This window comes from Streptobacillus canis (assembly GCF_009733925.1).
Classification (GTDB): Bacteria; Fusobacteriota; Fusobacteriia; order Fusobacteriales; family Leptotrichiaceae; genus Streptobacillus; species Streptobacillus canis.
This window is the reverse complement of the sequence record NZ_WOEI01000001.1, coordinates 1-13,914: the sequence shown is the minus strand read 5'-3', so window position 1 is coordinate 13,914 and position 13,914 is coordinate 1. Positions and strand designations below refer to the sequence as shown.

Annotated in this window: 15 protein-coding genes and 1 CRISPR repeat array; all 15 genes read right to left on the bottom strand. The window is 22.0% G+C overall.

Annotated features, from left to right (window positions below):
* Positions 1-9: 9 nt before the first annotated feature.
* Positions 10-963, bottom strand: coding sequence for a WYL domain-containing protein (locus GM111_RS00065; protein WP_156298859.1), 954 nt, complete (start codon positions 961-963; stop codon positions 10-12).
* On the bottom strand, positions 960-3,335 hold the full coding sequence (locus GM111_RS00060) for a TM1812 family CRISPR-associated protein (RefSeq protein ID WP_156298858.1): 2,376 nt from the start codon (positions 3,333-3,335) through the stop codon (positions 960-962). Before GM111_RS00060 ends, GM111_RS00065 begins: the two co-directional genes overlap by 4 nt.
* Positions 3,336-3,776: 441 nt before the next feature.
* Positions 3,777-4,100 carry a hypothetical protein gene (locus tag GM111_RS00055; protein ID WP_156298857.1) on the bottom strand — a complete coding sequence of 108 codons (324 nt, stop codon included), beginning with the start codon at positions 4,098-4,100 and terminating at the stop codon, positions 3,777-3,779.
* 14 nt (positions 4,101-4,114) lie between these two features.
* Positions 4,115-4,495 carry a hypothetical protein gene (locus GM111_RS00050; protein WP_156298856.1) on the bottom strand — a complete coding sequence of 127 codons (381 nt, stop codon included), beginning with the start codon at positions 4,493-4,495 and terminating at the stop codon, positions 4,115-4,117.
* An 8-nt stretch (positions 4,496-4,503) separates the two neighbouring features.
* Entirely contained in the window at positions 4,504-4,890 is a 387-nt protein-coding gene (locus GM111_RS00045; RefSeq protein ID WP_156298855.1) for a hypothetical protein, read from the bottom strand.
* A gap of 22 nt (positions 4,891-4,912) precedes the next feature.
* Positions 4,913-6,670, bottom strand: coding sequence for a hypothetical protein (locus tag GM111_RS00040; protein ID WP_156298854.1), 1,758 nt, complete (start codon positions 6,668-6,670; stop codon positions 4,913-4,915).
* Entirely contained in the window at positions 6,671-8,185 is a 1,515-nt protein-coding gene (locus tag GM111_RS00035) for an AAA family ATPase (protein ID WP_156298853.1), read from the bottom strand.
* The gene (locus tag GM111_RS00030; RefSeq protein ID WP_156298852.1) at positions 8,182-9,027 is read right to left on the bottom strand and encodes a hypothetical protein; all 846 of its coding nucleotides are present in this window, start codon (positions 9,025-9,027) and stop codon (positions 8,182-8,184) included. The genes GM111_RS00035 and GM111_RS00030 overlap by 4 nt, the downstream gene beginning before the upstream one ends.
* Positions 9,011-9,394, bottom strand: a complete 384-nt coding sequence (locus GM111_RS00025; RefSeq protein ID WP_156298851.1) for a hypothetical protein — start codon at positions 9,392-9,394, stop codon at positions 9,011-9,013. The genes GM111_RS00030 and GM111_RS00025 overlap by 17 nt, the downstream gene beginning before the upstream one ends.
* Before the next feature lie 216 nt (positions 9,395-9,610).
* Positions 9,611-10,363: direct repeats of the CRISPR family, unit length 36 nt; unit sequence GTTTCAATCCTTATTTTACTGGAATATGACTTGTAC.
* A 189-nt stretch (positions 10,364-10,552) separates the two neighbouring features.
* Positions 10,553-10,681 carry a hypothetical protein gene (locus GM111_RS08455; RefSeq protein WP_269320123.1) on the bottom strand — a complete coding sequence of 43 codons (129 nt, stop codon included), beginning with the start codon at positions 10,679-10,681 and terminating at the stop codon, positions 10,553-10,555.
* Entirely contained in the window at positions 10,674-10,838 is a 165-nt protein-coding gene (locus GM111_RS00020; RefSeq protein WP_197034414.1) for a hypothetical protein, read from the bottom strand. The genes GM111_RS08455 and GM111_RS00020 overlap by 8 nt, the downstream gene beginning before the upstream one ends.
* A gap of 234 nt (positions 10,839-11,072) precedes the next feature.
* Positions 11,073-11,456 carry a hypothetical protein gene (locus GM111_RS00015; protein ID WP_197034413.1) on the bottom strand — a complete coding sequence of 128 codons (384 nt, stop codon included), beginning with the start codon at positions 11,454-11,456 and terminating at the stop codon, positions 11,073-11,075.
* A 27-nt stretch (positions 11,457-11,483) separates the two neighbouring features.
* Positions 11,484-11,639, bottom strand: a complete 156-nt coding sequence (locus GM111_RS00010) for a hypothetical protein (RefSeq protein ID WP_156298848.1) — start codon at positions 11,637-11,639, stop codon at positions 11,484-11,486.
* A gap of 1,232 nt (positions 11,640-12,871) precedes the next feature.
* On the bottom strand, positions 12,872-13,588 hold the full coding sequence (istB, locus tag GM111_RS00005) for an IS21-like element helper ATPase IstB (protein ID WP_156298847.1): 717 nt from the start codon (positions 13,586-13,588) through the stop codon (positions 12,872-12,874).
* Positions 13,569-13,914, bottom strand: a 346-nt coding sequence (locus GM111_RS08120) for a Mu transposase domain-containing protein (RefSeq protein WP_408022626.1), incomplete at its 5' end; no start/stop codon positions are given. The genes istB and GM111_RS08120, both read right to left, overlap by 20 nt.

Sequence of the window (13,914 nt, the reverse complement as noted above, 5' to 3'; positions counted from 1 at the left end):
CTTTACACACTATTTTATTATTCCATAATTTTTACACATTTTTTCTAATCTTTTCATTATATCTTCTCTAATATATGAAGGACTTACTATGGTTGCATGTTCATAATAAGGAGCAAAATATTTTTCTGTTAAAAATTTGTTTGCGATTACATTTCTAGTCAAAATATTCTCGTTTATATTTCTTTCACTTAATCTTGGCTTATATGAATGAATCACATTCTCAAATAATTCTAAACCCTTCTCTGTAAACTTTACAGTTACAGGTACATCTTTTTTTATCCACGATAAAGTTTCATCAAAATTATCAAGTATGTCCATTACTTCTTCTTTATCTAAATCAATTATATCTTCAAAAGTTTCTTCAAAATTCAATATTTCAGAAAATTTTATATTAAAATAATGATCCTGATTACCTTTTACTTCTTTTCTATATGAAACTAAATAATTTCTACCTTCCTTTATTCCTACTTTCATATCTATAGGTATAATAATTTCATCATGAATTTCTCCTTCTTTATTATATCTACATTTTATAAATTTATCCGTTAATATTTTTTCTTTTATTTTCAAAAACATATCAAAATTTAGTAATCTTTCTCTTTCGTATCTTTCGAAAGAATAAAATTTTTTAAATGTCTCTAATATAATATCAGAAAGATCTTCTATTCCTTTATTGTTTTCATTTAAATATTTTTTTATAATTTCTTTCGTATTCTTTTTTAAAGAATAGGTTGTTCTTCCATTTCTAATCTTATATTTGGGATTAATTCCTATTTCTTTTTCTCTTACTACCTCAATTTTATCTAAATATTGTTTTAAAATAGGACTTATGTCATCTAAATATATTGTTAATACTCTATTTATTATCTCATTTATACCTAGATTAAACATTCTTTGATCTTCAGAAAACTTTTCATATATATCTCTTGATAATGTCAGTGTTCTTCTCTCAACTATTTTCATTTTTTATTTTCTCCAATTCTTTTTTTTAAACCTTCTATTTTATCTTGATTATCTTCAAATAAGGTAATCAATCTATTTAAATCTGTTTTTAATAAATCTAAATTGTTATTTATCTTTATTTCTTTATTATGTCCTGCTACTATTCTAACATTTTTTTTATTAAACATTATCTCATTTACCTCTTTAATAAATGGATAATCTTCAGCGAAATATTCACTCATTTTTTTACAATAATCATAATTTTTTTCGTATTCATTTTCATTATTTTCATTCTCAAAAATTATATAGTAATAATAATCAGTCAAATTATATAAAACAAATAGTAAATTATTAAATTCAAATTGTTTTCTTATAAAGTGAATCATTCTATCTTTATTTTCATCACCAATAATTATATCTTTCAAAATATTATAAATTTGAAGTTCTAATCCTTTTAAATTTCCAATGTTATTATCATAGTTTAAAAATCTGTCATAAATTAATTCATAAGATTTATAGTCATTTATTTCAAATATTTTAGGTATCTCGGTTAAAAATTTATTTAATTCTTCACTTTTTATTTTTATATCAAAATTATTTTTACAATATTTTTCTAAATCTATTTTATTTTTTTCAGTTTTTAATGAATCTAAAATTGTTTTACAATTTAATATTTTATTTTTTCTACTTTCTAAATTACTTAATTTTTTATTTTCATTTTCTTTATCATTTAAGATACATTGTGCATACGTAATATTTTCTAATTCAATATTTAAAAATAGTAATTCTAAATAGAAAAAAAAGACTATAACATAGTAAACCGTACTTCTATAAGAATGAGTTATATCATAACTTATTTTATATTTATTCTTTGCATATTTCTTGCCATCTTTAATATCTAATATTTCTATTAATTTATTACATAATATTTCAAAAATATTATCAATTTCATCATTATTTTTACCTTCTGGTATAAAAACAGCATTATATCTCTTATCAATAGTTTTAAGTTTTTTATTTATATCTTCTTCTTTATAATTTTTATTTGTATTATTTATATTAATTTGATTACTAAGTTTGGATATTAAAAAATCCCAATTACTTGTTTTAGTCCCAATTATAAGAATAGTGTCGTATTTCTTTTTACCTTTTTCTTCACAATCAAGTATTTTAAGAGTTATATTATCTTTATATTTTTTATTTTTATACTCATATTCTACTTCATAATAATCAGTATCTCCTAAATTCCAAATCAAAACATTGCTTACATCTTTTTTATCATTTTGACCTTGTAACACCCTAAAACTTTTATATATTTCCAATATTGAATTATAATCCTTTCTTTTTTTACTTTTTTTACTTTTTTTATATGTAAAAGCGTGTAATATTTGATTTCTAGAATTATTTATATTTTTTAATATTTTTTTTAATTTTGAAATATTGTTATCATTCATATCATGTATATTGTTTATTGCAATTCCAAGATTTTTTCTTGATAAATTAACACTAGACATTGCGATTAAATTATTTTCCCAGTCTTTTTTATTTGGAGAACTATTTCCTCTCAATTTTTCGATTTCAGGATATTGATATGAATATAATTCAAACATTTTATTTACAACTTTATTTTTTTTAGCAATTTCAAATTTCTTATCTACTTTAATAAGCGAAAAATAGGTATTATTAAAATCTTCAACTAAATTAAATTGTTGTGCCAAATACATTTTTTTAAATTTATTAATTGCTTCTTCTTCCTCAAACATATATTCTAAATTTTCAGTATCTCCATAATTTAAAAATGAACTTAAATTATTTATTTCAACTAAATTATTAAGTATTCTATTATCAAGAAAAATATCTGACTTCTTATTAGGTACATCAGAATATTGCATAAAAAAATTAAATTTTCTTTTACCTTTCATACTGTAAATCATATTGTTTATTATCATTAATATATCTAATGATAAATTTCTCGGAAACCCTGAGAAATCTATATATATATCATCAAATTCTTTTATTTTATCCTTTAAATTAAAAATTTTATTCCTAACTGATTTATTAGCATTGCTACTTAAAATAACTGAATTTATTTTAATATCTGTATTCTTGTTTAAAATTTCATTCAACTCTTCTTCATTTTTAATATTTCCCCAATCATATTCTTCTTGATTTCTAGTTTTATTTAAAATATTATATAAATAATCCCATGAACTTGCTTCAGTTCCTATACAAATTATTTCATCAAATTTATATTTATTTATATATAGTTCAATAAAATAACTATAGTCTTTTATTTCTACTTCTTTATCATTTTCAAATAATCTATATTCAAAATCTAATTTATCCCAAATTCCTTTTGTTAATGTTATAATTAATAATTTTTTATCTCCCATATATAATAATATATACTCCCTTCTTTTTTATTCTATTAATATTATACCTCATTTTTTTATTTTTTCATAAACTTTTTCATATATATTATTAATATTATTATTCATATGATAAAATATTATTTTAATCTATACATAAAAATTTATTTACAATTTTTTCTATTTCTTCTTCAGTCATATTTTCAATATCTAATTCTAAATATTTTGCCCAATCTAACTTTGTCATTATACTCATCTCCTTCTTTTTATTAGAAAAAAATTTAATAGTTAAATATCTTTTTACTATTAAATCTTATCGTTCATTTTCTTTTATTTAATATTTCCATTAATGATTCACACATAATACTATACTCTATATAAATATCTCGCATTTTAAATTTTACATAAGCTAAGCTTGCCATAAAATAGATACTTGGAATAACAATAAATGTTATATAAATTAATTCAATTACCATTTTTCTCCTCTATTTCAAGTTTTAAAATGACAAATTTTTCAATAAATGATCTTAGTTTTTTATTTTTAATTTTATCCAATGAATTAAATAATTCCTCAATATGACCTTCTTTATATAAAGTTTGCCCTAATTTGTTTATTAAATAATTTTTTTTATCTATTATTCCATTTATATCATATGAGTTAATTTCTAACATTATTTCATTATAAAAATCTTTTTTAATTCTTCTTATTAAATTTGATATAAAGTAATAATTCAATATCGATATAAATATATTATATATCAAAAATATTATCATAAAATTTATTTTCATTTCTATCACCTCCATTAATTATTAAAAAAATGATTAATTGTTTCTATAATATCATTTTCATTTTCTAACACCATTTCCATTGCTTCCAGTATCTTATATAATGCCATCTCTATTTTATCTTTTGATTTTATTATAATGTACTCTTTAGCACTGATATGTAGGTCATTTTCTACAAATTTAACTTGATTACCATAGCTACTATTTAAAGCTTTAGAATCAAATAATTCTATTCCTAAAAAACTACCATTATCCTCCCCTACTAATTTCAAATATCTATTTTCTAAATCATTCCAATTAAATATTATTTTTTTATCATAGATTATTATTTTTAAAAAACTTTTAAGATTCTTTTTTTGTTCTTGCGTTAAATCGATTATTCTAATACTATTATTCATTTTACCTCCTAATTATTTAAAAAGAAATTAAGTATCATTTCTTTTTTTTCTTCTTCATTTTCTAAAACTTTTTGTAAAATATCATATATATCATTTAAAGCGCTTTCAACTGTTGTAGGTTGAGAAAAAACATAACAGATTCCATTATTATTTTTATATATATTTACATATAATCTATTTTCAAAAATACATATTTCATTTCTATTACCATAAAATGATATTGTAAAATCAAAATAATCTAATCCTAGAAAAGAATCATTTTCAACTTCTTCTAAATCTCTATATCTTGCTTCAAGATCAAGCCAATCAAAATCAATTTTTCTCTCCAAGATTACCTCTTTTAAAAATCCTTTTAAATTTTTCTTTTGTTTTTCATCTAAATTTAATACTTTCATTTTATCCTATCCTTTCATTATTTTAAAATCCAAAAAAACTACCTATCGATGAAGCTACTTTACTTAATCCTCTTACAGCATTCCCAACAACACTCTTAACAACACTTGTACCTTTTTTTAAAAAATTCCCTATTAAACTTGTTGATCCTTTTGCCAAACTTTTAACACCTTCAACACCTTTTTTGATTGTATTAACAGTTCCATTGTATAGACTACTAACTATTTTTGTCCCACCATCATATATAGCTTCTGCAGCTTTAGTTGAAATCATAGAAGTAGCTGCACCCATAACAACTGATGCAACATTAATTACATTCCCCATAGGTAGCATCATCCCACCTAAATATTTTACTAATTTACTTTTTGCAAAATTATATGCCCACTGGAATGATTTAATTGATGTAAAAGATGAAGTTAATTGTTTTCCAATATTATTCAAACCTTTAATCAAGCTTATCTCACCTGTTCCTACTTTATAACAAGTTGACATTATACCTAAACTTGAACTCGCAACTACACCTATAGATGTATCATTAAGATATTTTGCAGCAACACCAGTAATATATCCATTTTCTACTCCAACTTTAAGTGCTGCACCTATAGCTGTTGAAATCTCTATATCTCTTCCTGTAATCAATGCTTTTTCAAGCATTTGATTTGCATCTGTATCTCTTCCTTGTATTTTATCATTAATTAATGTTGAAGCCATACTCAATAATGATGCAGAAAATCCAGCTGTAAAGCTTTGTTTAGCAACTTGTTTACTTAATGAATATATATTTACATCATTTTTAAAACTATTATTCATTATTCCAACATTACCTTGTTGTACTTCTAATTGTATTTTTTTCATTTCTTGTTTTGTATAACCTTTTCCCTTTATACTATCATGTGAAAGATTTGATATTACTGTTTTATTTGGAAACGCTTTTTGTACACCTTTAACTTGATCAGAAGGTACAATTATTGTTTGATTATTATAATTCCCATTTTTTAATAACTTTATAGTATCTTTATCAGTTGCACCATATTTAACTTGATATTGATGTATATTCTTACCTTCCCCATTTTTCATTATTACATCAAATCCATTCTTACTATAACCCATTTTAGGTTTTAAGTCTGGTACTAAAGAAAATATTTCACTTTTTTTTACACTAGCATCTATATTAAAGCTATTAACAAGTTTTTGCTCTGCTATAAAACCATCTAAATTACTATTTTGATTAATACAACCGGTATTAGTATAGATTACTGATTTCATTGCTTCATTACCATTATCAATAGTATTTTTTATACTATTAATATATCCTGTTATTTTATCAATCGATATAGTTGAAGCTACTTGTTTTAAGGTATTGGAAAACTTTTCTTTCTCTTCCACTGAATTAAATTCATTATTTACATAATAATTTTTTCCAACTTCATTAATAATATAAGAATTAATATTTGAATTAACATCTATAATCTCATTAAGTTTTTCTTTTGCTTCTTCTTTATTTACTCCAGATTTTTCAATAGTATCTATAATTTCTGCTGTAAGAATCCCTTCATATGATTTACCTTTTTTTTCTTGTGTTTCTATTTCTTCTAAAACTTCTATTTGTTTATTCACACCTTTTTCTATATTTAATACTATTTCTAATATTTCTTTTTCATTTTTATTTGCTAATTCTTTTTTCAACATTTCTACAATTGCATTTTTATTTGTATTTTCTAAAAATTTTTGAATAACTTTTTTTAGCTTCTCTTTTTTTCTAATTTTTAAGAATCCAAACACTTATCTTCCTCCTTTATTAGCTTTCTTAAATCCGTAGTTAATATTATTTTTCCTAATATTATTAATCAGATTTTTAAAACTTTTTCCCATACCTTTTATTTCCTTTACAGCATTTTCTAAATCTATAGTTTCTAACTCTAATTTATTATTTATAAATATTTTTTCAACTGCATTTTTAACTATTGTTTCTAAATCTGCACCACTATAATTTTCAGTTATTTTTGCTATTTGATCTATATTTATTCTACTATTATTTTTATTTCTTTTATTTAAATGAATTGTTAAAATTTTCTTTCTTTCCTCTAATTTAGGTAACTCAACAAAAAATATCTCATCAAATCTACCTTTTCTTAAAAATTCAGATGGTAACTTAGAAACATCATTTGCTGTTGCAACAACAAAGACATTTGATTTTTTCTCTTGCATCCAAGTTAAAAATTGTCCAAATAATCTAGTTGTTACCTCACTTCCACTATTTTCATTTCCAACACCAGAAAATGCTTTCTCAACTTCATCTATCCAAAGTATACAAGGTGATATTGCTTCTACAACTTCTAATACCATCTTCATATTTTCTTCTGATTCTCCAACATATTTCCCTAATAACCTCCCTACATCTAATCTTAATAATGGAAGTTTAAATAATCCTGATGTTGCTTTAGCACACAAACTTTTCCCACATCCAGGTAAACCTGTAATTAACATACCTTTCGGTATATCTACTCCAAATTTTATAGCTTCAGTTAATTTTCTAAATACTTTTTCCTTATCACTTAGCCAACTTTTTAAATTTTCAAGTCCACCTATACTTTCAATATCATCATCTGTTCTTATTAAATCAATTAAACCATTTTTCTTTATTAATTGCTCTTTAGTTTTTAATATTAACTTTATACCATCTTTATCGATTACACCTTTTTTTTGCAATGCTAAATTAAGTATTTGTATAATTTGAAATCTATTTAAACCCTTAAATTGATTTTTTAATTCAAATAAAATTTCTTTTTCTATTTTAATATTAAAATCTTCTTGAAATTCAGTTAAAATTTCTTTTATTTCTTGATTTTCTGGTAAAGGTATATCTAAAATCGTTATATATTCTTTTAATTCTATTGGTATATTTAATTTACTTGAAACAATAATAATACTCGAACCATAACCTTCAATATTAGAATTTCTATAAATAATCTCTTTTAATCCAGATATTACTTCTATATTATTCAACGAATTATGAACATCTTTCAAAATAATTACATTATCATTTTCATACCCAAACTCTTTTATTGTTTTTAAAAAATCAACTAAACTAATCTCATTTTCTAAAATTCTTGTTTTTGAATCAACAACACCTAAACCTTCAATATACTCTATAATATCTTTATTTAAATTTGCTTTTTCAATTAATTCATCTACATATTTAAAATCAAAATGATTAATATATATTATGGGAAACAATGCTTCAACATAACTTCTTAATAAATATGTTGGACTTTCTTTTTCAATTGTCAACTTCATCTCTCAACCTCCAAATATATTATTTTACTTAATATATGATTTGACTTAAATTCAAACTTTGATAACATTAATGGTTTATAATCTTTTTCTAATTTATTATAAACTTCACTTTTTTCATTTTCTCTTATTTCTACATTTTTACCTATAAATATAACTATAGACTTCTTATTTGTAACTTTTTCCCATAGATTATTAACATTTTTATTATACTCTTTAATTCCTTGAATATTTGATTTAATTTTATATTCAAAACCTATAATTTCTTTTATTTTCTTATACTTTTCTTTATCTTCTAACCATTCTACTTTTAATTTAGTACTTGCTAAAACTAATAATAGAAGTATATAATTTTTATTTATCATTATCTTATTAAAAAAATCTTCATTTGCAATATTAAATAAATGTAAAAAATGTTTTTCAATATATTCAACATAATTCATTAAACTTGTAATTTCTTTTTCATTAATAGCTTTATTAAGAATATCACTATATAGATTAATTTGATTAAACATAATTTGATTATCTTTTCTTTCTTTTAAAAGTATTGACTCATATTTTTTTTCATAATAATGCATCTCAATAATCTCCTCAATATATTTTTGATCTTTAGAAACCTCAAAAATATTTATTAATTCTTTTGCTATTTCTTTTTCTGTTTTCACTTTAATGTTTTTTACTTTATTGGCAACATCATTATATTCTCTTATATTTAACCATTTGTATAAAATACCTGAATGATAATAATCCATTATTTCACTCAAGGAGAAATTTTTTTGTAATAATTCTAAATTATTAATTCTTTTACCCAATAATGTCAAGTCAAATTTAATTATTTTTGCCATACTTGCACCTCCTTAAATATTTATTACCAACTATTTCATTTGCTATTTTCATTAATAGCTTACTAATCGTCGGTACTTCTATAGAATAAAGTATTAGTCCTAAATTTATTCTAAAATCTAAGTAATTTCTATCATCTAATTCTATGTATTCTTCTCCATGCATCTTGTACCATAATAAATTTATTATTTTCAATATATTAGATTTATCTTTTTCTAAAGATTCTACATCTACAATTTCTAGATTTAAATATTTTAATGCTAAACACTTAATAATTAATAATTCTATTCTACTTATTTTTTCTTTAGTATTTATATCTAAATCTTGGCCTATTTTCATTAACAATTTTATATATGATTTTGATTTCATGCAATACCTCCATTTCCTTTATGTTTATATTCTATATAAATTCATCTTATTTTTAAAGGAACAGTATTAAGTAAATAGTTCTTATTTTTTTGTTCCTATTTTTTTTAAAATTTCAACATAAACACTAATATATAAAATTTTTTTTGTTCATTTTTTACTGAACAAAAAAAGACCTGTTAAAATTAACAGATCAAAAAAAGGTATCCATAAGTATAGCTTAACATCCTTATTTTACTGGAATATGACTTGTACGAATAAAATGAAAGAGAAAGTATTCGAAATAGAAATGTTTCAATCCTTATTTTACTGGAATATGACTTGTACAAAAGACAAGTTCAGCGATGGGAAGAAGTATCTACCAGTTTCAATCCTTATTTTACTGGAATATGACTTGTACTATAATGTTCATTTTAATCTTCATTTGAGTTTTATACAGTTTCAATCCTTATTTTACTGGAATATGACTTGTACGAGTCAATGAACAAATATTCAGATGCGAAAAAAGCAGTTTCAATCCTTATTTTACTGGAATATGACTTGTACGATTCGCAGTATCTTCTAAAGATTTATCAGCATCGTTTCAATCCTTATTTTACTGGAATATGACTTGTACGATTCGCAGTATCTTCTAAAGATTTATCAGCATCGTTTCAATCCTTATTTTACTGGAATATGACTTGTACTGAAATACAATATCACATTGAAGATATTGTATATGAGTTTCAATCCTTATTTTACTGGAATATGACTTGTACGCACATAATCCCGCTCCATGTAATTGGAATGAGGAGTTTCAATCCTTATTTTACTGGAATATGACTTGTACGCACATAATCCCGCTCCATGTAATTGGAATGAGGAGTTTCAATCCTTATTTTACTGGAATATGACTTGTACACATCATCAGTATTTTGATCGCTCTTATATGTTATAGTTTCAATCCTTATTTTACTGGAATATGACTTGTACAGTTAAAACTCACAAGTATTATATTTACTTAATTTTAGCACATCTATATTTTTAAATCAAGGAAAAAATAATAAAACTGTTTTGCTTTTTATATTTTAAAATTTTATTTTTAAACATAAATTCCTTAAAAAATATACAAAGAAAAAACTTAAATTTTAAAGTCCAAGTTTTTCAAAAATCATCAATAGATCAATCTAATCCAATTATTATATTTTTTTGTTTACTTGTAAGTGGTTTTAATAGTAAATTATTATTATTATTATTATTATTATTATTATTATTATTTAGTAAAACAATATTTTCTAATATACTAATCATTTTTTATAGATAAAATTTCTTTTTTCTTTTTAAAATACTTTACTTTAGAAACAACATAATCTAACAATATTTGAGCTATAAATCCAATAAAGAATTTCCCTCGTAAAGATACAGCGTTTTGTGTATTTAAATAAGTAAAATCTAAAGTATTTTTCATATTATCATAATGAGCTTTAAGCATATTTCTTTTACATTAGCTCTAGCATTATCATAATATATATGATTTATATATTTATTATCATCTATTATTATTTCCTAACTAGTTCCATAAACTCTTAAATCCAGTATAATATTCTCTATATCTTTTATGCTATTATCCTTTTTAATTAACTTTTCTTTATATACTTTTTCATTATTTAATGTAAAAACTAATATTTTTATATCATAATCACTAGTGTATTGTAAATTTTCTTTGCAAAGATTTATCATTTATACTACCATTATATATATCATAACATACCGGAAAATCTTTGTTTTGTGAATAAAGCACTCCTACATTTATTTGTGGTAAATTTTCTTTATCTCTATAATATCCAAATTCTCCAATAGGTATACTTTCAGAATATCTTAATAATGATGTTACATCATATCCCACATAATCTTCATCACTTATTATCTTATTTTTCCATAATTTAAAGAAATCTAGTTTTAATGTTTCATCTATTGTTTTATATATATACATCAAATTTTTAGAATTTATATTTATATCAAATATATTTATGTGTTTATCAAAGTAATCATCAATTAAATACATAACTTTACTTTCTATTATCATAAAGTAGGCTATTTGTAAAATATGCTTTTATTTATCATCAAAAACTTTTTTTAAAATTTCTTTTAATCCTAATTTATTAGCTATTAAATATAATACTACACTAGCACTAACACTTACAACTTCATTAGTTTTTTTATCTCTTTCAGTTTCAAATATTTCATAGTAGTTATTATTAGCATACATTTTAGTTCTATCATCAATATTTACAAGTTTTCCTATTATTTTAGATTTATTAGTTCTTGTTTTATTTTCATTTTTTACTGTATAGAATTAAACATACTCTCCTTTAAATGATATTCTTTTTTAGGGATTAGCATCATCTCCTTAGTGTATATATTGTACAACGAATAGAATAGAAAGTTAAGAAAAAAATACTTGAAAACTATTTATATTTCTAGTTTCAAGCATTTTGTTGTATATTTTTTAAGGGATTTAGGTTAAAAAAAGATATGTTAGAATTAAAGAGAATACAGGACTCTTAAAGAGTAACTCTACGAATGTTATTCCAGTATAATATGGAATTTTTATTTAATTGTTCCTTTTTTGAATGATTAGTAAGAGAAGTTTAGCAAAAAAATATAATAAAATCATAGTTTAAATTTTGCTTTGGCTATAAATTTTTTTTATTATTGTTCCTTTTTATAATTAAAAAATAATGATATTATTTATGTGTAACTAAAGAAAGAAAGGGAAAAATATGAAGGTATTAGATTTGAAAAAGAAGATTTGAAATCTTTGTTAGAAAAAATAATATTTAAAAAAAGAAATAGACTTTAATTGGTGGAATCTAAGTAATAGATATAATAAAATCAATGACTTAAATCAAAATGAAGAAGAATTTATAAAAATTTCATGCTATAATGATTATCTAAATTCTGAGTATATTTTTGAAACAAATATATATATTTATGATAATCAACTTTTTATTGAACATAAAAGGGAAAAATATAGATTTGATGATTTTGATACAATTGAAGAAAGAATATTATTAATTGAAGTTGCATTAGATTTTGTGATAAAACATGAAGATGAAAAAAGTAATACAATAAAACAATTCTTTTGTTAGAAATATAATGTATCTAAATTATAGATAAATAAGTTGCAGAAATAATCCATTGTTAGTAATAGAAAAATGAATGTAATTTGAATTATTAGAAATCATTTTTAATTAAAGTAATATTTATATAAGATATATAAAATTACAATATGTGATACATTTAAAGGAGGTGAGATGTATGTTATTAAATAAAAATTATGTAATGGGACCAGATGATGATGAACCATCATACGATGAAGATTTAAACCCAAATTGGGGAGGATGGCCAAGATAGTTAGGGGTTTAATTTTAATTTTGACTATATAATATTAATATCAATATAGAAATGTAGTATTTTGTCAAAATAAGAATGTCGTTCTTATTCTTGATAATAATCTCTAACTCTATAAGATTTACCATTAATATTAATAACATTACAATGGTGTAATAACCTATCTAATATCGCATTAGCTAATGTATTATCAGAAAATATATTACCCCATTCTTTGAAGTCAGCATTAGTTGTTACTATTGTTGACTTCTTTTCATATCTATCATTAATAAGTTTGAAAAACATTAAGGCTTCTTCTTTTGATATAGGGATATATCCAAGTTCATCTATTATTAAAACCCTATATTTATAATAATGTTTAATTCTTTCGTTAACTCTTCCTTCTCTATTTGCCTTATTAAGTTGATTTATTAAATCATTAAATTTAATGAAATAAGTAGACATTCTCTTTTTAGCTGTAGATATCCCAATAGATGTAGCAAGGTGTGTCTTACCTACACCACTAGGTCCTACAAAGATAATGTTTTCAAGATTATGAATAAATCTATGACTTAATAGATCTAATATTTCTTGTTTATTTAAATTGTCTTGATAATCAAAATCAAACTCATCTATTTCTTTCTTAAAAGGAAATCCTGCTATCTTTATCATAGAGGTTATTAAATTACTTTCTTTATGACTTATCTCATAATCAGTAAGTTTAACTAAAGCTTCCACAAGAGACATATCACTGTTTTTAAATTCCTCCTTTAATTTTAAATATTCAAAATTATCAATTAATATTTCATAAATTGTTCTTTCCATTGTTTTCTCCTATTATACATGTATTATTTTTAGAAATTTGATGAAATGTTATTAGTTTTGTGCTACAATACATGTATAATATATCATCTATTTGTTGCACATCAATAATTTTACCTATATATTTAGATGGTACTGAATATTTCTTTTTATGGTAAGTTATTAAAGATGAATTATCAACTTTTAGATTATGAGTTTTAATCTTATATTGCTTTCTTATACTTTCACATGGTAGTGGTTGTAAGAAAGCTTTTTCTTTTTCTAAATGTTTTACTGGTATCTTTTGATAACTTTGATGGAATCTAATATTTTCTTCATCATTTATCTTT

Excerpts from the sequence above, each read along its gene's own strand:
- GM111_RS00065 (WP_156298859.1), bottom strand. The coding sequence starts at position 963 with ATGAAAATAGTTGAGAGAAGAACACTGACATTATCAAGAGATATATAT.
- GM111_RS00060 (WP_156298858.1), bottom strand. The coding sequence starts at position 3,335 with ATGGGAGATAAAAAATTATTAATTATAACATTAACAAAAGGAATTTGG.
- GM111_RS00055 (WP_156298857.1), bottom strand. The coding sequence starts at position 4,100 with ATGAAAATAAATTTTATGATAATATTTTTGATATATAATATATTTATA.
- GM111_RS00050 (WP_156298856.1), bottom strand. The coding sequence starts at position 4,495 with ATGAATAATAGTATTAGAATAATCGATTTAACGCAAGAACAAAAAAAG.
- GM111_RS00045 (WP_156298855.1), bottom strand. The coding sequence starts at position 4,890 with ATGAAAGTATTAAATTTAGATGAAAAACAAAAGAAAAATTTAAAAGGA.
- GM111_RS00035 (WP_156298853.1), bottom strand. The coding sequence starts at position 8,185 with ATGAAGTTGACAATTGAAAAAGAAAGTCCAACATATTTATTAAGAAGT.
- GM111_RS00030 (WP_156298852.1), bottom strand. The coding sequence starts at position 9,027 with ATGGCAAAAATAATTAAATTTGACTTGACATTATTGGGTAAAAGAATT.
- GM111_RS00025 (WP_156298851.1), bottom strand. The coding sequence starts at position 9,394 with ATGAAATCAAAATCATATATAAAATTGTTAATGAAAATAGGCCAAGAT.
- GM111_RS08455 (WP_269320123.1), bottom strand. The coding sequence starts at position 10,681 with ATGATTAGTATATTAGAAAATATTGTTTTACTAAATAATAATAATAAT.
- GM111_RS00020 (WP_197034414.1), bottom strand. The coding sequence starts at position 10,838 with ATGAAAAATACTTTAGATTTTACTTATTTAAATACACAAAACGCTGTA.
- GM111_RS00015 (WP_197034413.1), bottom strand. The coding sequence starts at position 11,456 with ATGATAATAGAAAGTAAAGTTATGTATTTAATTGATGATTACTTTGAT.
- GM111_RS00010 (WP_156298848.1), bottom strand. The coding sequence starts at position 11,639 with ATGTATGCTAATAATAACTACTATGAAATATTTGAAACTGAAAGAGAT.
- istB (WP_156298847.1), bottom strand. The coding sequence starts at position 13,588 with ATGGAAAGAACAATTTATGAAATATTAATTGATAATTTTGAATATTTA.